Source organism: Actinosynnema sp. NPDC059335 (assembly GCF_042752395.1).
Lineage (GTDB): Bacteria > Actinomycetota > Actinomycetes > Mycobacteriales > Pseudonocardiaceae > Actinosynnema.
Genome location: NZ_JBHYXZ010000037.1, coordinates 28,252 through 51,132 on the forward strand (window position 1 = coordinate 28,252; position 22,881 = coordinate 51,132).

Here is a 22,881-nt window from a genome sequence, read left to right on the forward strand (position 1 = left end):
CCCGTCGAACCGCGCCCCGCGCGGAATCCCGGGTTCCCCCCGCCCGGATCCGCCTGACGCGGGGACCGACGCGGGGCGGCTTGAACTCGCGACTCCCCCTCTCTCCCAAGCCGCCCCGCGCTCCGCGCGGATGTTGCTCTCGGTAGAGCGGTGCGTCTTACGAGGCGCCCGTCGCGGGCGCGGCCACCCGGCGCCGACGGCGACGCCACCAGTAGCCGAGCACCGGCAGCCCCAGCACCACCGCGAACGGCAGCACCGCGCCCAGCACCACCAGCAGCCACGCGAACGCGTCCACCAGCGCGTGCCAGCCACCGGCGAACGCGCTCAGGAAGTCGTCCTCCTCCTCGACGACCACCGACGCGCCCGCCGCCGAGACCGTGACGGTCAACGTGGACAGCGCGACCTGGCCCTTGAGCGTCTCGTACCGGCGCTGCAACGACTCCAGCTCCGCCTGCCGCTTGGTCAGCTCGGCCTCGACGTCGGTGATCTCCGCGGTGGTCGTGGCCCGCTCCAGCAGCCCCCGCACCCGCTCCACGCTGGCCCGCTGGTTCGCCAGCCGCGCCTCGACGTCCACGATCTGCTCGGTCACGTCCTCCGTCGTCAGCTCCCGCTTGACGACCTGCACGCCCTCCAGCGCGGCGATCGCCGTCAGCACGCGGTCCAGCCGGTCACCGGGCACCTTGAACGTCACGGTCGCCCGGTCCGGCTGCGACTTCTCCTGCGCCGCGTACCCGCCCTCGCCCCCGACCAGGTCCGTGACCCTGCCCATCACCGCCGACGAGTCGGCCGCGCGCAGCTCGACCGTCGCCGTGCGCACGAGCTGCCTGCCGTCCCGAGCCGACGCGGTGTCGGCCTGCCGCGCCTCGCCCGACGAGTCCCGCGCGGGCGGCGTGCCGCCCTGCTGCGGCGACGCGACCTCCGGCGCGACGGCCGCCCGATCCGCCGCCGACGACTCGCCGGACCCGTTCGCCCCGCACCCGGCCAGCGCCACCACCGCGAACGCGGCGGCCACCAGCCCCACCCGTCTGCCCATGTGCCCCTCCCTCGTGGTCACCGCAGGGACGGGGCCGGGCCTCAGGGCCGTTGCGCGGGCGTGATCACGATTCGGACACCAGGTGCCGGAACGCCTGGAGGTTGGCCAGCGACTCGCCGCGCGAGACGCGCCAGTCCCACTCGCGCCGGATGGCGCCGGCGAAGCCGATCTCCAGCAGCGTGTTGAAGTCGCCGTCGGCGGCCTCCACCACCTGCCCGAGCACCCGGTCCAGCTCGTCCGGCGTCACGGCGTGCGGCGCGATCCGGCCGACCAGGTAGATGTCGCCGGTCGTGTCGATCGTGTAGTGCACGCCGTACAGCTTGGCGTTGCGCCGCAACAGGAACCGGTAGACGTCCTCGTGCGCCTCGTCCGGCTTGCGGCACACGAACGCCTCCACCACCAGCGCGTGCCTGCCGACCACCAGCCAGCAGTTCGTCTGGAGCTTCTTCGCGCCGGGCAGGGTCACGAAGAACCGACCGGGTCCCTTGTGGTCGTAGCGCAGCTCGCGGTCGTCCAGCGTCGACCGGATGACGTCGTCCAGGCTCAAGCGAAGACCTCCTCGCGGAACACGTCCCGTGCCTCGGCGTACCCGGCGAGGAGTGAATCAGTCGTCCGGTCCCACGAGAACCGGCGGGCGTGGCCGACGGCGTTGCTCGCCAGCTCCTCCCGGCACGCGGGCAGCAGCGCGATGTCGGACAGCACCCGCGCCCACGTCCTCGGGTCGTGCCCGTCCACCAGCACCCCGGACACCCCGTCGCGCACCGCGACGGGCAACCCGCCCACCGCCGCCGCGACCACCGGCGTGCCGCACGCCTGCGCCTCCAGCGCGACCAGGCCGAACGACTCGTTGTGGCTCGGCACGGCCACCACGTCGGCGGCCCGGTACACCCGCGCCAGCGCCTCGCCGCCCTGCGGCGGCAGGAACCGCACCACGTCGGAGATCCGCAGCTCGGCCGCCAACCGCACCAGCTCGTCCGGCGTCTTCAAGCCGGACCCGGACGGCCCGCCCACGACCAGCACCACCAGCCGCGACCGCAGCCCCGGGTCGCGCGCCACCATCTCGGCCGCCGCGCGCAGCAGCACGTCCGGGGCCTTCAACGGCTGGATGCGCCCCACGAACGCCAGCACCACCGACTCGGGCCGCAGCCCCAACGCCGCCCGCGCACCCTCCCGGTCACCCGGCGTGAACCGCTCCAGGTCCACCCCGGGCGGCACGACCAGCACCTTCGCCGGGTCGGCCGCGTACAGGTCCACCAGCTCGGACGCCTCCACCTCGGTGTTCGCGACCAGCCGGTCCGCCTCGGCCACGACCTGCTCCTCGCCGATCACCCGCATCCGGGGCTCCGGCGTGTCGTCCGCCGCCAGCGCCAGGTTCTTCACCTTGGCCAGCGTGTGCGCGGTGTGCACCAGCGGCACCGCCCACCGCTCCCGGGCGAGCCACCCGACCTGCCCGGACAGCCAGTAGTGCGAGTGCACGACGTCGTAGTGCCCCGGCTCGTGCCGCGCCTCGGCCCGCAGCACGCCCGCCGTGAACGCGCAGAGCTGGCCGGGCAGCTCCTCCTTGCCCAGCCCTTCGAACGGCCCGGCCACCACGTGCCGCACCGTCACGCCCGGCGCCAACTCGGCCACCGGCGGCAACTCCGACGACGTGGCGCGGGTGAAGATCTCGACCGCGATGCCGCGCTGCGCCATCCGCGTGGCGGTCTGCACGATGTAGACGTTCATCCCGCCCGCGTCGCCCGTGCCGGGCTGCTCCAGCGGCGAGGTGTGCACCGACAACACCGCGACCCGCCTCACCGGGAGACCTCCGCGACGAACCGGGCGAGGTCGGCCGCGAACCGCTCCGGCCGCTCCAGGAACGGCGAGTGCGCGGTTCCGTCGTAACGGCGCAAGTCGGCTCCGGGGATCAGGGCCGCCGCGTACTCCGCGGCAGCCGGGTCGACCACCTCGTCGGCGGTGCCGTGCACCACCAGTGTCGGCTTGTCGACCGCCTTCAGCACGGCGGCGCTGTCCACGTCGCGCCGGAACAGGTCCCGGCGGACCCTCGGCGGCACCCGCAACGCCGTCCCCAGCAGCCGCTGCACCACCTCGCCGGGCAACCCCGGCGACTGGTCGCGGCAGAAGTCCGCCAACGCGGGCACGGCCACCGCCGGGTCGTCCGACAACGCCCGCGGCAACGCCGCCCGCATCACCGGCCCGGTCACCCCACCGGGCCGATCGCGCCCGACCTCGGTGATCGCGCCGACCAACACCACCCCGTCGACCAGCCCGGTCCCGTGCGCGCGCAGGTAGTCCACCACCACCAACCCGCCGTACGACCACCCGACCAACACCACCGGCCGCCCGACGTGGTCCACGACCGCCTTCAGGTCCGACGCCCACACCGCCGAGTCGCGATAACCCCCCGCGGCCACCTCGGAAAGACCGTGACCACGCAGGTCCAAGGCGTACGACCGCATCGAGGGGTGGGGCGACCACACCTCCCCGGACTGCGCCCAACCGTGCACCAGCACGACCGCCGGGCCGTCGACCGGACCCGACTCGCGAACCGCCAGCCGGACGCCCCCGGCGTCGAGGAGAGTGTTCTGCACGACCTAGGACAACGCACCACCGAACCCATCACTTCCCACGCAAGTGATTTTCGGTCCTCCACCACACCAACACCACAAACCCGGCTACCACGAGTCACGAAACAATTCCCCGCAGTGCACCAACCCCGACAACACCACCCACAACACACCCAAAACGACCCACAACGGACCCGCCACCACCCCACCGAGGCTCGATTTGACATGGGTTCGGGTGCCTTAGGCTGGACGAAGCCGGCAGGCCTGGCGGGACGCTTTTCCCCGCCGGGCCTGCCGGCTTTGGCCTGCCCCTGGTACCCGTAAGGGCCCCATGTCAAATCGAGCCGGACGCGCGCCCCACAGCGGACCTCGCCCCCACAGCGACCGACGCCACCACAGCGAACCCCGCCACCGAGCCCTACCGCCTCACAGCGCCGACATCGTCTGCCACTGCGCCCACGGGATCTGCCAGTCGTACCAGTCGTACTGCGGCGGCAACGTCGTGATCGACCCCGTCACCTCCACCGGGTCGCCGACCAACGCGCTGTCGTAGTACGCCTTCGCGTCGGCCTCCAACAGGTTCGCGCACCCGTGCGAGGTGTTGTTCTTCCCGATGTTGGCCGCGTTGTCGTTGTTCTCGTGGATGAACTCGCCGTGGTTGGAGATCCGCACGGCCCACTTCTTGACCACGTTGGTGTACCCGTACCGCGGGTTGTCGAAGCTGAACTGCGGGTCCTTCTGCATCACCACGAACGTGCCGTTCGGCGTGGTCAGCTCCGGGTCCGCGTCCTTGCCGAACGACGCCGGGTACGTCGCCACCGTCTGCCCGTCCCGCTGCACGATCATCTGGTGCGTCGGCGTGTCGATCTTCACGACCTGGTTGCGGCCGATGGTGAAGTCGCTGGTCACGTCCGCGCGCCCGTACGCGCCGCCGCCGTACGGCACGCCGTACAGCTTCGCCTCGACGTGGACCTGGGTGTTCGCGGGCCAGTAGTTCTCCGGCCGGTAGTGCACCTCGCGCGAGTTCAGCCACGCCCAGCTGCCCTGCACGCCGGCGGAGTTCGTCACGGTCAGGGCCTTCTCCACGGTCGCCCGGTCCGCGACGTCCGCGTCGAACTCGACCTTGATCGGCACGGCGACGCCGACCGTCTGGTTGTCGCCGGGGAACAGCGTGGCGCGCACCTGCGCCGCCGGGTTCACCGTCGTGAACCCGCCCTTCAGCTCGACGGGCTTGCCGTCGGTGCCGGTGGCGCGGCCCGCGTAGGCGTAGGTCTTGCCGAACCCGAGCGGCTCGGTGCTGGACCACGACCGCTTGTCCCCGGCGAGCTGGCCCGCCACCGCCTTGCCCTCGGGGTTGGTGACCGTGACCTGGTCGATCGTGCCCTCGGCCACGGTGACCTGCACCGGCACGTTGACCGGCACCTCGGTCGCGCCGTCCGCGGGCGCGGTGGTGAACCTGGCCACCGGCGGGTTGTCGCCGCCGACCGGTTTCGCCGTGCCCGGCTCGACCTTCGCCGAGCAGCCGGCCAGCAGTGCCAAGCCGACGAGCAAGGACGCCACCACTCTGCTGTGCACGTTACGACGCACGTTACGACCTCCCGATCGAAGGACGCTCCACACGACTTCCGGTGCGAGTGATCCGCATCACACACCTACGATCCCGCGTGTGAACCGTCCTATCGCAGTCGTGACCGGAGCCAGTGCGGGAATCGGTGAGGCCACCGCCCGCAGGCTCGCCGCCGAGGGCTTCCACGTCGTGCTCGGCGCCCGGCGGGTCGACCGCCTCCAGGTTATCGCGGATGAGATCGGAGGCACCCCGGTCGAGCTGGACGTCACCTCCGCCCCGTCCGTCGCGGCGTTCCTGGACGCCGTGCCCGAGGCCAACGTCCTGGTGAACAACGCGGGCGGCGCGCGCGGCCTGGCCACCGTGGCGGAGGCCGACGAGGAGCACTGGCGCTGGATGTGGGAGACGAACGTGCTGGGCACGTTGCGCGTCACCAAGGGCCTGCTGCCGAAGCTGATCGCCTCCGGCGACGGCCACGTCGTCACGGTCACCTCCGTGGCCGCCTACGAGGCGTACGACAACGGCTCCGGCTACACCTCCGCCAAGCACGCCCAGTCCGCGCTGCACCGGACGCTGCGCGGCGAGCTGCTCGGTCAGCCGGTGCGCGTCACGGAGATCCTGCCCGGCATGGTCGAGACGGACTTCTCGGTCAACCGGTTCGACGGCGACACCGAGCGCGCCGCCGCCGTCTACCGGGGCGTGACGCCGCTCACCGCGGACGACGTGGCGGACGTGATCGCGTTCGCGGTGACCCGGCCGCCGCACGTGAACCTGGACCGGATCGTGCTCAAGCCCCGCGCGCAGGCGTCGGCGTCCCGGGTGCACCGGACGACGTGAGCAGCTCCACGTCGAGCTGATCGAGCACCGGGCCGATCGGGTTCGCGAACCCGCGGTCCGGGCTGCCGCCGCAGTACAGCCCGACCACCCGGTTCGCGTCGTCCAGCAGCACCGCGCCGGAGTCGCCGTGGTCGGCGAACCGGGGCGACTCGATGCGGATCTGGTCGTGCAGCGTCCGCACGCCCAGCCCCACGCCGAAGTCCAGCGTGATCGCCGCGTCGGTGGACGCCACCACGCCGACCGTGACCGCGGTGGTCCGGCCGCGCTTGCGCACCCGGTCGCCGACCCGCGCCCGCGCCGGGCCGGTGATCGGCCCGAGGCCGACCACCTCGGGCCGCACCCGCGGCGTGGTGAGCATGATCGCGGCGGCGTCCACCCGGCTCGACAGCGCCGCCCGCGACAGCGCGCCGACCCGGTCGTGCACCGGGTGCCCGCCGTCCACGCGGGACGGGTGGACCATCGGGTCGCCGACCGACCAGGCGTCGTCCACGCAGGCCACGTGGAACGACGTGAGAGCCATCACCAGGTGCCGGCGGCGCGGCGTGACCAGCGCGCCGAGCGTCCCGGCCACCACGTAGTCGTCCGCTTCGGACACGTCCGGCGGCACGAGCCGGACGGCCCGGCTGGGCCCGATCCCGATGCCGCCCGCCAGGGACTCGTGCCGCTCCGCCCCGCTCACGCCCTCCGGCGACGCGATGGTGTGGTGCGGCCAGAACGTGTCCTCCACCACGTCGGTCGGCAGGCCGAGCACGTCCGGCGGGATGGCGAACTGGGCGGCGGGACCCTTGCGGCGGACGTACACGACGATCGCCAGCTCACCGGTCACCCGGCCGCGCACGGTCTTCTCGCCCAGGTCGACACCCACCACACCGGGCCGGCTCAGGAAATCGTCCTCGACCAGCTTCTTGATCGGCCTGGCGGCCGCGCGATCGTCGTAGGGGTAGGCCATGACGACCTCCAACGGGTGCCTCTACCTCCATGAAACGCGCGCAGTGAGGATTCGTCACACGGAGTCACCCGTTCGGCCGTCCTGTCCCGCGGTGGCGGGCCGGGTCCGGCCGCCCGACCGCGGAGGCCGCGAGCGCCCGGCGTCAGCCCAGGTCGCACCCGACCAGCACCGGCTCCGGCCGCAGCTCCACCCCGAACGCCGCCCGCACCCCGTCGCGCACTTCGCGCGCGAGGTCGAGCAGGTCCTCCGTGGACGCGCCGCCGCGGTTGGTCAGCGCCAGCGTGTGCTTGCCCGACAACGCCACCCGGCCGCCGGGACCGCGGTGCCCGCGGCCGAACCCGGCCCGCTCGATCAGCCACGCCGCCGACAGCTTCGCGTGCCCCGGCCCCGCCGGGTAGGTCGGCACGTCCACGTGCGGCCCCAGCCGTTCCGCGATCCGGATCAGCACACCGGCCAGCGTGGAGTCGTCCAGCAGCGGGTTGGTGAAGAACGAGCCCGCGCTCCACGTGTCGTGGTCGGCCGCGTCCAGCACCATCCCCTTGCCGCGGCGCAGTTCCAGCACCGCCTTGCGGGCCGCGTCGGCGGGCACCCGGTCGCCCGGCGCGACCCCCAGCACGCGGGCCAGCTCGGCGTACCGGATCGGCGCGGACTGCCCGCCCGCGGTCAGCGCGAACCGCGCCCGCAGCACCACCGCGTGGTCGGTGCCCTTCAGCACGCTCGTCCGGTAGGCCAGCCCGAGCCCTTCGGCGGGCACCTGGTGCACCCGGCCCGTGCGGCGGTCGAGCAGGTCCACCGACGTCAGCACCTGCGCCACCTCGACGCCGTACGCGCCGACGTTCTGCACCGGCGTCGCGCCGACCAGGCCGGGGATGCCGGACAGGCACTCCAGCCCGCCCAGCCCCTGCGCCACCGCCTCGGCGACCACGGAGTCCCAGTCCTCGCCCGCCTCGACGGTGAGCTGCACCAGGCCGTCGCCCAGCGGGTCGAGCCGGCGGCCGGTGGTGCCGACCGCGACGACCGTGCCGGGGAAGCCGGCGTCGGACACCACGAGGTTCGAGCCGCCGCCGAGCAGCAGCAGCGGCTCGCCGGCCGTGTCCAGCTCGCGCACGACCTCGACCAGCTCGGCGGCGGTGGTGGCGCGCGTGAAGCTCTTCGCGGGGCCACCGAGCCGCAGCGTGGTGCACTCGGCCAGCGGCACACGGGCACTGGAGGGCGGGGTGGTCACGACCGAGAACGGTAGCCTCCGCGCCATGGCACGCCGCATCGAGCACCGAACCACGTCCCGCTGGCCCGCGCGGGACGTGTACGCCGCGCTGGTGGACCGGTCGTACCTGCGCGACCGGCTCGCCGCCCTCGGTGGCACCGACCCCGAGCTGGTCGCCTTCACCACCACCGAGCAGAGCACGTCCTACCAGCTCAGGCAGGGTGTCCCGGCGGACCGGCTGCCGTCGGTCGCGCGCGGCCTGCTCGGCGGCGACCTCGTCATCGACCGCGCCGAGTCGTGGACGGAGGCCGGGTACGCGGGCACCGTGGAGGTGACGCTGAACGGCGTGCCGGGCCGGTTGGACGGCACGATCACGCTCGCCGACACCGCGGGTGGGAGCGAACTCACCCTCACGGGTCAGGTCAAGGTGGGCATCCCGATCATGGGCGGCAAGCTGGAGGCGCTGATCGCCGAACAGGTCGCCCTGCTGCTCGACAAGGAAACCGAGTTCACCGCCGAATGGCTCGCACGCCGCGCCTAGCCGCGGGCCGGGCCCGCGCGCTCGGCCTGCCCACCCGGGGCACCACCAACCCGAACCGGTTGCGCCGCGTCGACCGGTGGGTGGCGCACACCTACCGCGACCTGCTGTCCGCGCCGGAACCGCTGGTCGTCGACCTCGGCTACGGCTCGTCGCCGGTCACCACGGTGGAGCTGGCCGCGCGGCTGCGCGCGGTCAACCCGGACGTCCGCGTGCTGGGCCTGGAACTCGACGCCGAGCGCGTGGCGGCGGGCAAGGAGGTCGCCGACCCGCCGCGGCTGGACTTCCGGCGCGGCGGGTTCGAGCTGGCCGGCGCGCGCCCGCTGCTGCTGCGCGCGTTCAACGTGCTGCGGCAGTACACCGAGGAGCAGGCGGCGGAGGCGTGGGACACCATGGTCGGCCGGCTCGCGCCCGGCGGCGTGCTGGTGGAGGGCACGTGCGACGAGATCGGCCGCCGGTGCTGCTGGGTCGCGCTGACCGCCGAGGGACCCCGGACGTTCACGATGTCGTGCCTGCCCGCCGACCTGGAAACGCCGAGCGACCTGGCCGAGCGGCTGCCCAAGGCGTTGATCCACCACAACGTGCCGGGCGAGAAGGTGCACGCCCTGCTCGGCGAGCTGGACGCGTGCTGGGCGACGTGCGCGCCGTTCGCGCCCTACGGGCCGCGGGCCCGGTGGGTGGAGTCCGTGCGGCTGCTGGCCGAGCGCGGCTGGCCCGTGCTGGACGACCGGAAGCGGTGGCGGTTGGGGGAGATCACGCTTCGCTGGGACGTCGTGAGTCCCTAGGGTGTGCGGGGTGGACCACGCCGACTTCGTGCAGCACCTGAGGACCCAGTACGCCGCCCTGCGCGCCGCGGCGATCGCCGCCGGCCCGGACGCGCCGGTGCCGACCTGTCCCGGTTGGACGGTGCACGACCTGGTCGACCACCTGGGCCGCACGCACTCGTGGGCGCTGCGCGCGCTGCACACCCCGGTGGACGGCGACCGGCCGCGGCCCGACGACCGGCCCGCCGACTGGGACGAGCTGCTCGTGTGGTCGGAGAAGACGTTCGCCGAGCTGGCCGACACGCTGGCGGGCACCACGTCGAACACGCCCGCGTGGACGTTCGTGGGGCCGAAGACCTTCGCGTTCTGGTCCCGCCGGCAGGCGCACGAGACGGCGATCCACCGGCTGGACGCCGAGCACGCGCGGCACGGCGCGGACGTGCCGTCGCTGCTGTTCGACGTGGAGTTCGCGGCCGACGGCGTGGACGAGTTCCTGACCTGGATGCTCACCAACACCACCCGGCGCAGGCCGGTCGAGCGGGCCGGCCGGGTGCTGTTCCACGCCGCCGACGCGGGCCGCGCCTGGGAGTTGCGGCTCACGCCGGGGCAGCCGCCGGAGGTGGGGCCGATCAGCGGCTCGGCCTCGGCGACCGACGAGGACGCCACCGTGGCGGGCACCGCGGACGCGCTGTACCGGGCCGCGTGGGGCAGGCCGAGCGGGGCCATCACATCAGGTGACAGGTCACTGGTGGACGGGCTGCCCCGACCGTAGATACTTCCCGTCGTGCCTCTGCCTGAACGACGCTACGTGATCACCTTCGGCTGCCCCGACCGCACCGGCATCGTGGCCAGGATCGCCTCGTTCCTGGCCGAGCACGGCGGGTGGATCGTCGAGGCGGCCTACCACACCGACCCGGCCACCAACTGGTTCTTCACCCGCCAGGAGGTGCGGGCGGACTCGCTGCCGTTCGACGTGGACGAGCTGCGGACCCGGTTCGCCGAGGTGGCCCGGGAGCTGGGCGCGCACCCCGGCTCGTGGCGGGTGACCGACTCGGGCGAGCGCCGGCGCGTGGTGATCCTGGTGTCCAAGGAGGGGCACTGCCTGTACGACCTGCTGGGCCGGGTGGCCTCGCACGAGCTGGACGTGGACGTGGCGGCGGTCATCGGCAACCACGCGGACCTGGCCGGGATCACCCGGGCGCACGGGATCCCGTTCCACCACGTGCCGTTCCCGGCGAACGACCCGGAGGGCAAGGCGGCGGCGTTCGCGCAGCTGCGGCAGCTCGTGGACGCGCACGAGCCGCACGCGGTGGTGCTGGCGCGGTTCATGCAGATCCTGCCCGCGGAGCTGTGCGCGGACTGGGCCGGGCGGGCGCTGAACATCCACCACAGCTTCCTGCCGTCGTTCGTCGGGGCGCGGCCGTACCACCAGGCGCACAGCCGGGGCGTGAAGCTGGTCGGCGCGACGTGCCACTACGTGACCGCGGACCTCGACCAGGGCCCGATCGTGGAGCAGGACGTGATCCGGGTGGACCACACCGACTCGGTCAACGACATGGTGCGTAAGGGGCGGGACATCGAGAAGGTCGTGCTGGCGCGCGGCCTGCGGTGGCACCTGGAGGACCGCGTCCTGGTGCACGGCAACCAGACCGTCATCTTCTGAACGTCGAACTCACGGGTCCCGAGCGTTCGACTCTCGGGGCCTGAACGTACGACTCACGCGAGAGTCCTACGTTCGCGCCCCGTGTGTCGAACGCTCCGGACCCGTGTGTCGAACGCTCGGGTCTGGCGGATTCGGCGTTGGGGCGCGGGGTGGCACGTAGGCTGCGCCGGTGCGCACCGAGTTCACCGACCTCGACCGGGTCCGCGCGGCGACCGACCTGCGGGACGCCGTCCTCGTCGGGCTGGATTTGGGCGAGGAGGAGCTGCGCGTGCCGATGGACGGCGCGCTGTTCCTCGGCTGCACGCTCTCGCCGGTCGCCCAACGCCGTGCCGCGGCGGCGGGCGCGCTGGTGTTCCCGGCGATCCCCGGCCTGCCCTACGACGTGTACCGGTCCCGCCTCTACACGCCGGCGGAGCTGTTCGCCGGGTTCGACCCGGACGACCCGACCACCTACGCCGACACCCCGGACGCCCGGATCTACCGGCACAGCCGCGCGCAGGGCCACAACCCCGACCCGCTGCACGCGCTGGCCGAACGCCTGCACGACCACGCGATCACCGAGGCGCTGGCGGACGTGCTGCCCGAACGCCCGGTCGCGGTGATGGGCGGGCACGCGCTGGGCCGCGACACCGACGGCTACCGGCGGGCCGTGGAGCTGGGCGCGGCGCTCGGCGAGGCCGGGTTCACCGTGCTGACCGGCGGCGGGCCGGGGGTGATGGAGGCCGTGCCGCTGGGCGTGCGGATCGGCGTGGACGAGCCGACGTTGAAGGACCTGGCCGCCGCGCCGGGGTTCGGCGGCGACGCGGAGTCCATCGGCCGCTGGCTCGCGGCGTGCCCGACGGACCTGCCGACCGGCGACCGGCCGCGCACGATCGGCATCCCGACCTGGTTCTACGGCCACGAGCCGCCCAACCCGGCGTGCGAGCTGCACGCCAAGTACTTCGCCAACTCCGTCCGCGAGGAGGGCCTGCTCACGGTCGCCACCGGCGGGATCATCTACACGCCGGGCAGCGCGGGCACCGTGCAGGAGGTGTTCCAGGACTACTGCCAGAACCACTACGGCTCGGTCGGCCCGGCCGCGCCCATGGTGTTCCTGGGCGAGCGGTTCTGGGTGGACGAGGTGCCCGCCGCGCCGCTGGTCCGGCGGCTCGCCCGCGGCCGGGAGGCGGAGCGCTGGATCCTGGTGACCGACGACACCGACGAGGCGGTCGGCTTCCTGCGGGCGTACGCGGCCTAGCGGGCCAGGCCCTCGACGACCTCCGCACCCGGCAGCTTCGCCAGCACCTCGCCCGGCACGAGCAGCTTGCTGCCCCGCACGCCGCTGCCGATCACCAGCTCCGGCGCGGCCGCCACCTCGGGCGACAGCAGCACGGGCCAGTCGGCGGGCAGGCCCACGGGCGTGATGCCGCCGTACTCCATGCCGCTGAGCGACACCGCGTCGTCCATCGGCGCGAACGACGCCTTGCGCGCGTCCAGCCGCCTCCGCACCACGCCGTTCACGTCCGCGCGCGTGGTGGCGAGCACGACGCACGCCGCGTACCGCACGGTGTCGCCCCGCTTGCCCGCGACGACGACGCAGTTCGCCGACGCCTCCAGCGGCGAGCCGTAGTGCGCGCAGAACTCGGCCGTGTCCGCCAGCGACGGGTCGATCTCGGCGACCGCGAACCGGGACGCGTCCGCCACCGACCGCAGCGCGGCGGCGACCGGGTCGGCCACCAGGTCCAGCCGGTCCAGGGCGGGCACGGGGGTCAGGGTTCCAGCGATGGTCCACACGGGAACCATCCTGCCGGCTCGCCTTGACGTTGACGTAGCGTCAACCCCTACCGTGGTCGGCACAGGGAGGGAGCACGGTCATGGCCTGGTCGATCGCGCAGGTCGCGCGCATGTCGAAGGTGACGTCGCGGACGCTGCGGCACTACGACGCGATCGGCCTGCTCGAACCGGCGTGGATCGGCGGCAACGGCTACCGGTACTACGAGCGCGAGCAGCTCCTGCGGCTCCAGCGGATCCTGCTGCTGCGCGACCTCGGGCTCGGCCTCGACACCGTGGCCGAGGTCCTGGACGGGCGGCACCGGGAGGTCGACGTGCTGCGCAACCACGCGCGGTGGCTGGCCGCCGAGCAGGAGCGGCTGGCGAAGCTGGCGCGGACCGTCTCCCGCACGATCGAGGAACTGGAAGGAGGTGACGAGGTGAAGCTGGAAGAGCTGTTCGACGGCTTCGACGCCGACCGCCAGGCCCGCTACGAGGCGGAGCTGGTGGAGCGGTTCGGCGAGGGCGTCCGGGAGCACGTGGACGAGAGCAAGCGCCGCGTGCGCGGCTGGTCCAAGCCGGACGCCGCGGAGTTCCAGGCGGAGTGGCGGGCCATCACCGACGCCTACGCCGGGCTGTTCGACGCGGGCGTCGCGGTCGACTCGCCGCGGGCGCTGGAGGTGACGGACCGGCACCACCGCTGGATCAACCGCAGTTGGACGCCGGACCGCGAGTCCTACACCGGGCTCGGGCGGCTGTACGTCGACTCGCCGGAGTTCAAGGCGCAGTTCGACGCGCACGCCGAGGGGTTCGCCGAGTACGTCCGCGACGCCATCGCGGCCTACGCGTCGGCCCGGCTCTGACGCCGGCCCCGCAGGCCCACGGGGAGGTGCACATCCCCGTGGACCCGGTCGCCGTCACACGTCGTGCAGCCCGAACGCCTTCATCGCCTCGCGGTTGAACGCGGGCAGGTCGTCCGGGTTGCGGCTGGTCACGAGCGTCCAGCCGCCCATGGTGCAGACCCGGACCTCCTCGTCGGCCCAGTCACCGCCCGCGTTGCGGATGTCGGTCGCGAGGCTCGGGAACGAGGTGAGCATCTTGCCGCGCACCACGTCGGCCTCGACCAGCAGCCACGGCCCGTGGCAGATCGACGCGACCGGCTTGCCCGCGGCCACGTGCTGCTTGACGAACCGCACCGCGTCGCGGTCCATGCGCAGGAAGTCGGCGTTGGCCACCCCGCCGGGGATCACCACGCCGTCGTAGTCCATCGGGTCGGCGTGCGCGAACGGCACGTCCACGTCGAACCTGTCGGCCGGGGTCAGGTGGTCGAACGCCTGCACCTGACCCAGCTTGGGCGCGAGCAGCCTCGGCACCGCGCCTGCCTTCTCCACGTGCTGCCAGGGCTCGGTCAGCTCGACCTGCTCGATGCCCTCCGTGTCGACCAGGAATGCGATCTTCTTCTGTTCGGCCATGCCCTTCGGCTACCCGGCCAGGAAGTCGAGCAACCACCCGCGGACCTCCGCGCGGTGGGTCAGCCACGACGGCACCAGCTCCAGCCTGCCGTTCGGGAACGCGGCCGCGACCCGCTTGGCCACGTCCCCGGGGTGCAGCGGGTCCTCGGTCGCGCCGACCACCAGCACGGGGGCGGTGACCCGGGCCAGCACCGCGGGGTCGGGCACCGCGACGCGGCCGGGCAGTTCGGCCAGCGCGCCGTCGAGCCGGGCGAACGCGCGCCGCCGTTCCGCCTGGTAGGCGGGCGGTCCGCCGACGGCGGCGATGGTCTCCTCGCGGCCGAGCGCGCGTCCGGGCTCGTCCAGCACGGCGGGCAGCAGCAGGGCCACCCGGTCGAACGCGTCGGGTTCGTCGGCGAGCAGCGCCAGCAGCGCGCCGGCGGTCAGGGACACCCCGATCGCCCGCGTCGCGCCGGTCTCCCGGGCGACGGCGCGCAGGTCGGCGGCGATGCGCCGGTAGTCCCAGTAGCCGGGCGGCGCGTCGGGCGCGTCGCCGTGCGAGGGCAGCGTGACCACGACCTTCGTGCCCGGCAGCCCGGAGGTGGGCAGGCGGGCCTCACCCGCTGTCGCGCCGAGGCCGTGGCCGACGAGCGTGACGGGGTCGCCGGAGCCGAAGCCCCGGTGCGTCACCACCGCGGGCCGCGCTGGACCTCGATCAGCCGGGGCCGGACGTCGACCACGTACACCGTGACCGCGACCAGCCCGGCGAGCCAGAACATGCCGCCGGCGGAGAACGGGTGGAACAGCAGCAGCGCGAACGCGCCGCCGCCGGTGATGCCGAGCCACGCGGGCTTGGTCATGCGCTCGGCCGCGGTGTAGGCGTCGGCCCGCTGCGACAGCGCGTGGGCGAACGCGAACACGCCCATGACCAGCGCGGCGTAGTACGCCGCGAACATGACCCAGGCGTCCAGGTAGAGGGGGCTGAACTCCGGGAACGTTGGCAACACGCCTCCAGCCTACGTGCGTCGCGACGTCGCGGTACAGCGGAAACGGGGCGTCCCTGGTGGGACGCCCCGCGCCGGTGCCGTCACCTGGCGTCGTCGCCGGTCTTCTTCGCCGTGGTCGCGCGGGTCGTCGCGCCCTTCGCGCCGCCCGCGGGCCTGGCCGTGGCGACGGGCTTGGTCGCGGCCGGCTTGCGCGGCGCGGCGGCCTTGCGGGCGGTGCTGCGCACCTCGGCGGCGACGTCGCCGCCGACCTCGACGACCGCCTCGGCCAGCTTCTCGCTCGCGTCGTCCACGTCGTCGGCGACCTTCTCGCCGACCGCGCGGGTGCGGCGGGTCACCTTGCCGAGCACGTCGTCGGCGAGCACGCGGGCGTCGGCGGCGGCCGACCCGGTGCGCTTCTGCGCCGTCTCGACGGCCTCCTCGACCTGGTGCAGCGCCTTCTGCAGGCCGGGCTGGGTCTTCAGCTTCTCCAGCGCCTCCTCGCCGTGCTGGGCGAGGAACTGGTAGAGGTTCAGCGCGGACTGGGTGTAGGCGTCCACGACCTTGCGCAGCTCGGCCGGGTCGAGCCGGTCCCGCAGGTCCTTGCGCAGGTCGCCCGACTCGGCAGCGGTCCGCGCCGACTCGGCGCGCTCGCGGGCCTTGTTCAGCGCCTCGATGACGGCCTTGGCGGCCAGGTCACCCGCGCCCAGGGCGGCCAGCAGCGGCGTGCGGGCGGCGGCGACGGCCTGCTCGCCCGCCTTGCGCAGTTCCTCGGTGGTGGGCAGGTTCGGCATGGAGATCACTCCTCCGTTGTGTGCTGGGTGGCGGTCGTCGGATTACCGGCTCCGCCGGCGGTGTTCTCCCGCCGGAACGACTCGTAGACGTCGAGCAGCACCTGTTTCTGCCGCTCGGTCAGGTCGGGGGCGGTGACGATGGCGTCGGCGAGGGCGCCGCCCTCCCGCTGCCGCAGGATCCCGGCCTCGACGTACAACGCCTCCGCCGAGATCCGCAGCCCCTTCGCGATCTGCTGCAGGATCTCCGCGCTCGGCTTGCGCAGGCCCCGCTCGATCTGGCTCAGGTACGGGTTGGAGACCCCGGCGAGCTTCGCCAGCTGCCGCAGCGAGATCTTCGCCGTGTTGCGCTGCCGGCGGATGTACTCCCCGATGTCGCGGCCGAGATCGGCCACCGCCTCGTCGACGGACTTGTCCACCTTCGCGGCACCTCCTCGATCCGCTTCCGACGGTACGCGTGGGTGCTAGCAGTTGCAAGCACGCTGCTAGCGTTCCGGACGTGGGCTCGCCCACAGGGCTACGGTGGACCGGTGGACCATGCGGCGCACCTCCGGGCACGGCTGGCGGACTCGCTGCCGGCCGCGGGCGTCCTGCGCGACCCGCGCTGGGTCGAGGCGTTTCGGCAGGTGCCGCGGCACGTGTTCGTGCCGGGCTGCTTCGTCCAGCGCCCCGACGGCGCCTGGGAGCCGGTGACCTCCGACCACCCGGACCACCTCGACCTGGTCTACCGCGACGAGGTGTGCGTGACCCAGCTCGACCACGACGACCGGGTGTGGGAGCAAGCACTCGCCACCGGGGCCGTGACGGGAGTACCCACGAGTTCGTCGAGCATGCCGACGATCATGGCGATCATGCTGGAGGCGCTGTCGGTCGCGCCGGGCGACCGGGTGCTGGAGGTCGGCACGGGCACCGGCTACAACGCCGCCCTGCTCTGCCACGTGCTCGGTGACGCGCTGGTGACCTCGATCGACGTCGACCGGGGCGTGCTCGCGCGGGCGCGCGAGCGGCTGGGCGCGGCCGGCCACCACCCGACGTGCGTGGCGGGCGACGGCGAGCAGGGGTGCCCGCCGCACGCGCCCTACGACCGGATCCTCGGCACGTGCGCGGTGTCCCGCGTGCCGACGGCGTGGCTCGACCAGACGGCCCCCGGCGGGCTGATCGTGACCACGCTCAACCGGCCCATCGGGGCCGGGCTGCTGCGGCTGACCGTCCGCGACGGGCAGGCCACCGGCCGGGTGCTCGCCGAGGACGGCCGGTTCATGCCGCTGCGCGCGCACCGCCAGGCGTGGGCCGACGACGCGCTGGAGGCCGCCCTGACGGCCGAGCCGACGACGTCCCGCACGACGCTGCTGCCGGCGCGGGCCGTGCTGGACCCGGCCGGCGCGTTCGAGTTCTTCGCCGGGCTGGCGCTGCCCGGGGTGGCGGTGGCGGGCGACCCGGTCCGGCTGGCGCACCCCGACGGCTCCTGGGTGCGGCACCGCGGCGCGGTCGTGGACCAGGGCGGGCCGCGGGCGCTGTGGGACGTCGCCGAAGCCGCCTACCGGCAGTGGCAGGCGCTGGGCCGACCGCGCCGCCACCGGTTCACCTTCACCGCCACCCGCACCGAGCAGCACTTCGCCCTGGAGGGCACCACCCTGACCTGGCCACTCCCGTGAGCGACCGCGCGTGTCCTACGTCCGGAACGCGCGTGTCCTACGTCCGGAACACGTGTGTCCTACGTTCGGAACACCCGGATTCAACGCTCGGAACCGCCGGTTCAGTCGAGCAGCTCCTCCAGGAAGCTGCGCTTGCGGCGCGGGTAGTGCGGTTCGTAGTACCCCGGCGGGTAGACCGGCGGCGGCACGGGCGCGACCGTGCCCGGCGGCGGTTGGTACGCCGGCGGTGGCTGGTACGGCGGCGGCGCGCCGGCGGGCTGCGTGCCGGGCGGCGGCTGGTAGGGCGGCGGCGGGCCCGCGGCGGGCGTGACCTGCGTCGACTGCTCTCCGTCCGCCGCGACGTCCGCCACGGGCACGGCCGTCGTCGGCTCGACGACCGGAACGGGCGCCGGCACGCCCTCCGGCCGGTACGGCTGCGCGTAGTGCGCCCGCTCGGCGGCGATGATCTGCTCCAGCTCGCCGCCGTCGAGGAACACGCCCTTGCAGTTGTCGCACTGCTCGATGTGCACGGAGCCCCGGCTGATGGTCCGCATGAGGTCCTGGCATTTCGGACAGATCACATACCCGAGGGTACGCACGACACAGGGGTGACCGTGTCACCACCAACCGTGACCGGTCCGTCATGATGCGGTGGTGTCCAGATTCCGCCAGCGGGCCGTGCTCACCGGGTGCGTGCTGGCCGCCGTGCTCGCCGCGGCCGGCCTCTTCGTCACCGACTACGGCATCGACCCCGACCTGTGGCTGACCGGCCTCGCCCTCGGCTTCCTGGCGCTGCTCGCCGCGCTGGACCCGTGGCTGCACCGCAGGCGCGCCGCCGGCCTGGCCACCGACGACAACCTGGACGCCGCCCAGAGCGCCCTCGCCCGCGCCCTGCACGCCCAGTGGAACGAGGAGTGCCGCGCCCGCGGCCTCCACGACAACGTCCTGGACCTGCACTGGAGCGCGGCCGTCGGCGAACCAGGGCACAGCGACGGCGTGGTGCGCGCGTTCGGCCGCAACCCGCGCATGGTGTTCGTCGGCGAACCGGGCGCGGGCAAGAGCACCACCGTGATGCTGCTCACCATCGGCCTGCTCGACCGGCGCGCGGACGGCCCGGTGCCGTTCCTGCTGCCGCTGTCCACGTGGAACCCGGAGGTCGAGGACGTCCGCACGTGGATGACCCGGCGGCTCTACGAGGACCACCCGGCGCTGCGCAACACCGAGCTGTACGGCAGCTACGCCGCGGACCTGCTGGTCGAGCAACGCCGGGTGTTCCCGGTGCTCGACGGGCTCGACCAGATCCCGCCGGACCGGCGCGCCGCCGCGCTGGACCGCATCAACCGCGCGTTCCCCGGCTCGCAGCCGCTGGTGCTCACCAGCCGGTCGGACGAGTTCGCCGCGCTGGGCAGGCCGGTGGCGGGTGCGCAGGTGCTGTGCCTGCAACCGCTGGACGTGGAGGAGGTCGCCGGCTACCTGCGCGCGGCGTCGGACCCGGTCACGGCGGCCCGCTGGGAACCGGTCTTCCTGCACCTGCGCGACGAGCCGGACGGCCGGCTCGCCGAGGCGCTGTCCACGCCGCTCGCGGTGTGGCTCGCGGGCGTGGTCTACGGCGCGGGCGAGCCGAGCGAGCTGCTCGACCGGTCGCGGTTCCCGGACCGCTACGCCGTCGAGAACCACCTGGCGGACCTGCTGGTCAACGGCGCGTTCGGCGACCGCGGCGTGGCGCACCAGGCCCGCGCGAGCCAGGTGTGGCCGCGCGAGAAGGCGGCCCGCTGGCTCGCGTTCCTGGCCGGCGAGATGCGTCGGCGCGGCGTGCGCGAGCTGGCCTGGTGGGACCTGCGCCGCTCGGTCGCCAACACCTGGCTGGCGCTGCTCGGCGCGGTCGCGCTGGGGGCGATCGGCGGGTTCGGCGTCGGCTGGCTGATGGCCTACGCGAGCACGCCGAAGCTCGCCCCGATCACCGGGCTGGCCGCCGGCCTCGCGGTGGCGGCGGCCGCCCTGCACGCGTCCGGGAGCCGCGTGCCGAAGCCGCGGCTGGGCGTGTGGCGCAGCCTGGTGGTGGTCAGCGGGGTGCTCGGCACGGCGGCGGGCCTGGTGTTCGGCGCGCTGTACGGGCTGTCGGCGGGCCTGGTCGTCGGCCTGGGCAGCGCGGTGGCGGTGGCGCTGCGGTTCGGCCTCGGCAGCACCGCCGAGCTGACCCACCCGTCGAGTCCGAAGTGGACGATGGCGCGGGACCGGATCGCGGTGTGGACGGGGTCGCTGGTGCTGGCCGTGGTGTTCGGCGCGGCCGCCGGCCTGGTGTTCGGGCCGACCCAGTCGGGCATGGTGGGGCTCGGCCTGACCTGCGGGCTGCTGCTCGGCTTCACGCTGTCCGTGCTGCACCTGCGCTGGTGGTGGTTCACCGTGGCGCGGATCTGGCTCGCGGCCCGGGGCAGGCTGCCGTGGGAGCTGATGGTGTTCCTGGAGGACGCGCGCAAGCTCGGCGTGCTGCGGCAGGCGGGCGCCGCCTACCAGTTCCGGCACCCGCTGGTGCAGGACCGGCTGGCGGGCGACCGCCCGTCGCAGGTGACCTCAGACGCCTAGCTTGCGCAGCCGGCCGATCGCCTCGTCCAGCACCTCGTCGCGCTTGCAGAACGCGAACCGCACCAGGTGCCGCCAGCGGTCCGGGTGGTCGGTGAACACCTGCACGGGCACGCCCGCCACGCCGATCCGGCCGGGCAGCTCGCGGCACAGCTGCGCGCCGTCGGTGAAGCCCAACGGCCGGACGTCCGCGGTGATGAAGTAGGTGCCCTCGCTGGGCCGCACCGCGAACCCGGCGTCGGTCAGGCCGTCGGCCAGCCGCGACCGCTTGTCCTGCAGCGACGTCCGCAGGTCCTCGACCCAGCCCAGCTCGTGCCGCAGCGCGTGCGCCACGGCGGGCTGGAACGGCGCGCCGCCCACGAAGGTCAGGAACTGCTTGGCCGCGCGCACCGCGCCGACCAGCTCGGCGGGCCCGCACGCCCAGCCGATCTTCCAGCCGGTGCAGTTGAACGACTTGCCCGCGCCGGAGATCGTCACGGTCCGCTCCGCCATGCCGGGGAACGTGGCCAGCGGCACGTGCTCCAGGCCGTCGAACACCAGGTGCTCGTACACCTCGTCGGTGATCGCCACGATGTCGTGCTCCACGCACAGCGCGGCCACGGCGGCCAGCTCGTCGCGGTTGAGCACGGTGCCGGTCGGGTTGTGCGGCGAGTTGAGCAGCAACGCCCGGGTCCTCGGCCCGATGGCGGCGCGCAGGGCGGCCACGTCCAGGCCCAGCCGCCCGGTGCCCGGCTCCTCGACCAGGCCCACCGTGCGGCGGGTCGCGCCGGCCAGCGCCACGGACGCCGCGTACGAGTCGTAGTAGGGCTCGACCAGCACGACCTCGTCGCCCGGCTCCACCAGCGCGAGCAACGTCGCCGCGATGGCCTCGGTGGCCCCGACCGTGACCAGGATCTCCGTGTCGGGGTCGTAGTGGGTGCCGTACCGCGCCCGGTGCTCGGAGATCGCCTGGCGCAGCTCCGGCATGCCCGGCCCCGGCGGGTACTGGTTGATCCCGGCGTCGATGGAGTTCTTGGCGACCTCCAGCATCCCGGCCGGGCCGTCGGTGTCCGGGAAGCCCTGCCCGAGGTTCACCGCCCCGGTCCGGTTCGCCAACGCGGTCATCTCCGCGAAGATCGTCGAGGTGAACGGCCTCATCCTGGGGACTAGCGCTGGTACCCGCACAAGCCCGCATCTTCACGGACAATGGCGGCGTGGAGCAACTGACCCCCGCCGACCTGCTGAAGCGCCAGGGGCTGCGCCGGATGAAGCTCGTGGCCACCGGGTTCTTCCTGGCCGCGACCGCGATCTTCCTGGTCGCCCTGCTGTTCGAGGACTCCGGCCCGGCGTGGGTGGGCTACGTCCGCGCCGCCGCCGAGGCGGGCATGGTGGGCGCGCTGGCCGACTGGTTCGCGGTCACCGCGCTGTTCCGCAGGCCGCTGGGCCTGCCGATCCCGCACACGGCGATCATCCCGACGCGCAAGGACAGCTTCGGTGACGCGCTGGGCTCGTTCGTCGGGACGAACTTCCTGTCCGAGTCGGTGGTGCGGGACAAGCTGCGCCGCGCGGGCATCGGCAGGCGGCTCGGCGAGTGGGTGGCCCGGCCGGAGCACGCCGAGCGCGTGACGTCCGAGCTGGCCAACGTGGTCAAGGGCGCGGTCACCGTGCTGCGGGACGAGGACGTGCAGGCGGTGATCGAGCAGGCCGTGGTGCGGCGGCTGGTCGACCGGCCGTGGGGACCGCCGCTGGGCAAGCTGCTGGGTCAGGTGTTGACCGACGGCGCGCACCACAAGCTCGTGGACCTGCTGTGCGACCGGGCCTACGACTGGGTGCGGGACAACTACGACAAGGTCATGGGCGTGGTGTCGGACCGCGCGCCGTCGTGGTCGCCGAAGTTCGTCGACTCGCTGCTCGGCGACAAGGTCTACACCGAGCTGCTGAACTTCGCCTGGGCGGTGAAGACCGACGTCAACCACCCGATGCGGCTCGCGGTCGACCAGTTCCTGATCGAGTTCTCGAACGACCTGCGCACCGACCCGGCGACCATGCAGCGGGCCGAGCAGGTCAAGCAGCAGCTCGTGCACCACCCGGACGTGCAGCGGCTCATCGACTCGGCGTGGGGCACGGCGAAGAAGATGCTGCTCGACGCGGCCGAGGACCCGTCGTCGGAGCTGCGCAGGCGCGTGCGCGAGGGCCTGATGTCGTTCGGCACGCGGCTGGTCGAGGACGAGTCGATGCGCGCCAAGGTCGACGGGTGGCTGGAGGGCGCGGCCGGGTACGTGGTGACCAACTACCGCGACGAGATCACCACGCTGATCACCGACACCGTCGAGCGCTGGGACGCCGAGGAGACCTCGCGCAAGATCGAACTGCAGGTCGGTCGCGACCTGCAGTTCATCCGCATCAACGGCACCGTGGTGGGCGCGCTGGCGGGCCTGGCGATCTACACCGTCGGCCAGCTGCTGACCTGAGCGTTCAACTCGGGTGTTCCGAACGCAGGACACGCGCGTCCCGAACGTAGGACTCACGCGAGAGTCCTGCGTTGGGGTCCCGTGTGTCGAACGCCCCGGGGCCCGCGGGTCCGCGCGCCCCTCA

25 protein-coding genes are annotated in these 22,881 nt (G+C 73.6%); 10 read left to right on the forward strand and 15 right to left on the reverse strand.

Features of this window, described 5'->3' with window-relative positions; genetic code table 11:
* Nucleotides 1-157 precede the first annotated feature (157 nt).
* The 5 genes from ACFXGA_RS14210 to ACFXGA_RS14230 form a co-directional block, all read right to left on the reverse strand.
* Nucleotides 158-1,033, reverse strand: coding sequence for a DUF4349 domain-containing protein (locus ACFXGA_RS14210; protein ID WP_378087757.1), 876 nt, complete (start codon nt 1,031-1,033; stop codon nt 158-160).
* Between the two features lie 64 nt (nt 1,034-1,097).
* The gene (locus tag ACFXGA_RS14215; RefSeq protein WP_378087759.1) at nt 1,098-1,580 is read right to left on the reverse strand and encodes a YbjN domain-containing protein; all 483 of its coding nucleotides are present in this window, start codon (nt 1,578-1,580) and stop codon (nt 1,098-1,100) included.
* On the reverse strand, nt 1,577-2,830 hold the full coding sequence (mshA, locus tag ACFXGA_RS14220; RefSeq protein WP_378087761.1) for a D-inositol-3-phosphate glycosyltransferase: 1,254 nt from the start codon (nt 2,828-2,830) through the stop codon (nt 1,577-1,579). Before mshA ends, ACFXGA_RS14215 begins: the two co-directional genes overlap by 4 nt.
* Nucleotides 2,827-3,624, reverse strand: coding sequence for an alpha/beta fold hydrolase (locus ACFXGA_RS14225; RefSeq protein WP_378087762.1), 798 nt, complete (start codon nt 3,622-3,624; stop codon nt 2,827-2,829). The genes mshA and ACFXGA_RS14225 overlap by 4 nt, the downstream gene beginning before the upstream one ends.
* A 402-nt stretch (nt 3,625-4,026) precedes the next feature.
* Nucleotides 4,027-5,175 carry an Ig-like domain-containing protein gene (locus ACFXGA_RS14230; RefSeq protein WP_378087765.1) on the reverse strand — a complete coding sequence of 383 codons (1,149 nt, stop codon included), beginning with the start codon at nt 5,173-5,175 and terminating at the stop codon, nt 4,027-4,029.
* A 91-nt stretch (nt 5,176-5,266) separates the two neighbouring features.
* Here ACFXGA_RS14230 and ACFXGA_RS14235 point away from each other — a divergent pair, with 91 nt between their 5' ends.
* Nucleotides 5,267-6,001 (forward strand): SDR family NAD(P)-dependent oxidoreductase, encoded by a 735-nt coding sequence (locus tag ACFXGA_RS14235; RefSeq protein WP_378087767.1) that lies wholly within the window; start codon nt 5,267-5,269, stop codon nt 5,999-6,001.
* On the opposite strand, the gene ACFXGA_RS14240 is transcribed toward ACFXGA_RS14235, so the two are convergent.
* Nucleotides 5,952-6,950: a hypothetical protein gene (locus ACFXGA_RS14240; RefSeq protein ID WP_378087769.1), complete on the reverse strand. Its 999-nt coding sequence runs from the start codon at nt 6,948-6,950 to the stop codon at nt 5,952-5,954. The two genes, ACFXGA_RS14235 and ACFXGA_RS14240, sit on opposite strands and share 50 nt — an antisense overlap.
* Nucleotides 6,951-7,092: 142 nt before the next feature.
* Nucleotides 7,093-8,202, reverse strand: a complete 1,110-nt coding sequence (locus ACFXGA_RS14245) for a UDP-N-acetylmuramate dehydrogenase (protein ID WP_378087771.1) — start codon at nt 8,200-8,202, stop codon at nt 7,093-7,095.
* Here ACFXGA_RS14245 and ACFXGA_RS14250 point away from each other — a divergent pair.
* The 5 genes from ACFXGA_RS14250 to ACFXGA_RS14270 all read left to right on the forward strand — a co-directional run bounded on the left by ACFXGA_RS14250 (nt 8,201) and on the right by ACFXGA_RS14270 (nt 12,356).
* Nucleotides 8,201-8,695, forward strand: a complete 495-nt coding sequence (locus ACFXGA_RS14250; RefSeq protein ID WP_378087773.1) for a DUF2505 domain-containing protein — start codon at nt 8,201-8,203, stop codon at nt 8,693-8,695. The two genes, ACFXGA_RS14245 and ACFXGA_RS14250, sit on opposite strands and share 2 nt — an antisense overlap.
* Nucleotides 8,674-9,477, forward strand: coding sequence for a class I SAM-dependent methyltransferase (locus ACFXGA_RS14255; protein ID WP_378087775.1), 804 nt, complete (start codon nt 8,674-8,676; stop codon nt 9,475-9,477). Before ACFXGA_RS14250 ends, ACFXGA_RS14255 begins: the two co-directional genes overlap by 22 nt.
* Before the next feature lie 10 nt (nt 9,478-9,487).
* Entirely contained in the window at nt 9,488-10,228 is a 741-nt protein-coding gene (locus tag ACFXGA_RS14260; protein ID WP_378087777.1) for a maleylpyruvate isomerase family mycothiol-dependent enzyme, read from the forward strand.
* Between the two features lie 12 nt (nt 10,229-10,240).
* Nucleotides 10,241-11,119 (forward strand): formyltetrahydrofolate deformylase, encoded by an 879-nt coding sequence (gene purU / locus ACFXGA_RS14265; RefSeq protein WP_378087779.1) that lies wholly within the window; start codon nt 10,241-10,243, stop codon nt 11,117-11,119.
* Between the two features lie 169 nt (nt 11,120-11,288).
* Nucleotides 11,289-12,356, forward strand: coding sequence for an LOG family protein (locus ACFXGA_RS14270; RefSeq protein ID WP_378087781.1), 1,068 nt, complete (start codon nt 11,289-11,291; stop codon nt 12,354-12,356).
* Here ACFXGA_RS14270 and ACFXGA_RS14275 read toward each other — a convergent pair.
* On the reverse strand, nt 12,353-12,901 hold the full coding sequence (locus ACFXGA_RS14275) for a YbaK/EbsC family protein (RefSeq protein ID WP_378087783.1): 549 nt from the start codon (nt 12,899-12,901) through the stop codon (nt 12,353-12,355). The two genes, ACFXGA_RS14270 and ACFXGA_RS14275, sit on opposite strands and share 4 nt — an antisense overlap.
* Nucleotides 12,902-12,972: 71 nt before the next feature.
* Between ACFXGA_RS14275 and ACFXGA_RS14280 the strand changes: the two genes are divergently transcribed.
* Nucleotides 12,973-13,731 (forward strand): TipAS antibiotic-recognition domain-containing protein, encoded by a 759-nt coding sequence (locus tag ACFXGA_RS14280; protein WP_378087785.1) that lies wholly within the window; start codon nt 12,973-12,975, stop codon nt 13,729-13,731.
* A 54-nt stretch (nt 13,732-13,785) separates the two neighbouring features.
* On the opposite strand, the gene ACFXGA_RS14285 is transcribed toward ACFXGA_RS14280, so the two are convergent.
* The 5 genes from ACFXGA_RS14285 to ACFXGA_RS14305 all read right to left on the reverse strand — a co-directional run bounded on the left by ACFXGA_RS14285 (nt 13,786) and on the right by ACFXGA_RS14305 (nt 16,512).
* Complete coding sequence (locus ACFXGA_RS14285) at nt 13,786-14,340, reverse strand: type 1 glutamine amidotransferase domain-containing protein (RefSeq protein ID WP_378087787.1); 555 nt, start codon at nt 14,338-14,340, stop codon at nt 13,786-13,788.
* Nucleotides 14,341-14,349: 9 nt separating this feature from the next.
* Nucleotides 14,350-15,012: an alpha/beta fold hydrolase gene (locus tag ACFXGA_RS14290; protein ID WP_378087789.1), complete on the reverse strand. Its 663-nt coding sequence runs from the start codon at nt 15,010-15,012 to the stop codon at nt 14,350-14,352.
* Nucleotides 15,006-15,290: a DUF2516 family protein gene (locus ACFXGA_RS14295; protein ID WP_378087826.1), complete on the reverse strand. Its 285-nt coding sequence runs from the start codon at nt 15,288-15,290 to the stop codon at nt 15,006-15,008. Before ACFXGA_RS14295 ends, ACFXGA_RS14290 begins: the two co-directional genes overlap by 7 nt.
* A 116-nt stretch (nt 15,291-15,406) precedes the next feature.
* Entirely contained in the window at nt 15,407-16,096 is a 690-nt protein-coding gene (locus tag ACFXGA_RS14300) for a hypothetical protein (RefSeq protein ID WP_378087790.1), read from the reverse strand.
* Between the two features lie 5 nt (nt 16,097-16,101).
* Nucleotides 16,102-16,512: a helix-turn-helix domain-containing protein gene (locus ACFXGA_RS14305; RefSeq protein WP_378087792.1), complete on the reverse strand. Its 411-nt coding sequence runs from the start codon at nt 16,510-16,512 to the stop codon at nt 16,102-16,104.
* A gap of 111 nt (nt 16,513-16,623) precedes the next feature.
* Here ACFXGA_RS14305 and tgmC point away from each other — a divergent pair, with 111 nt between their 5' ends.
* Nucleotides 16,624-17,748 (forward strand): ATP-grasp peptide maturase system methyltransferase, encoded by a 1,125-nt coding sequence (gene tgmC, locus ACFXGA_RS14310; RefSeq protein WP_378087794.1) that lies wholly within the window; start codon nt 16,624-16,626, stop codon nt 17,746-17,748.
* Nucleotides 17,749-17,849: 101 nt separating this feature from the next.
* Here the strand turns inward: tgmC and ACFXGA_RS14315 are convergent, their stop codons facing one another.
* Nucleotides 17,850-18,308: a zf-TFIIB domain-containing protein gene (locus ACFXGA_RS14315; RefSeq protein ID WP_378087796.1), complete on the reverse strand. Its 459-nt coding sequence runs from the start codon at nt 18,306-18,308 to the stop codon at nt 17,850-17,852.
* 73 nt (nt 18,309-18,381) lie between these two features.
* On the opposite strand from ACFXGA_RS14315, the gene ACFXGA_RS14320 reads away from it, so the two are divergent.
* Nucleotides 18,382-20,310, forward strand: a complete 1,929-nt coding sequence (locus ACFXGA_RS14320) for an NACHT domain-containing protein (protein ID WP_378087798.1) — start codon at nt 18,382-18,384, stop codon at nt 20,308-20,310.
* On the opposite strand, the gene ACFXGA_RS14325 is transcribed toward ACFXGA_RS14320, so the two are convergent.
* Nucleotides 20,299-21,471 (reverse strand): pyridoxal phosphate-dependent aminotransferase, encoded by a 1,173-nt coding sequence (locus ACFXGA_RS14325; protein ID WP_378087800.1) that lies wholly within the window; start codon nt 21,469-21,471, stop codon nt 20,299-20,301. The genes ACFXGA_RS14320 and ACFXGA_RS14325 overlap by 12 nt on opposite strands.
* Nucleotides 21,472-21,500: 29 nt before the next feature.
* Here ACFXGA_RS14325 and ACFXGA_RS14330 point away from each other — a divergent pair, with 29 nt between their 5' ends.
* The gene (locus ACFXGA_RS14330; RefSeq protein WP_378087802.1) at nt 21,501-22,757 is read left to right on the forward strand and encodes a DUF445 domain-containing protein; all 1,257 of its coding nucleotides are present in this window, start codon (nt 21,501-21,503) and stop codon (nt 22,755-22,757) included.
* The last annotated feature ends 124 nt before the right edge of the window (nt 22,758-22,881 follow it).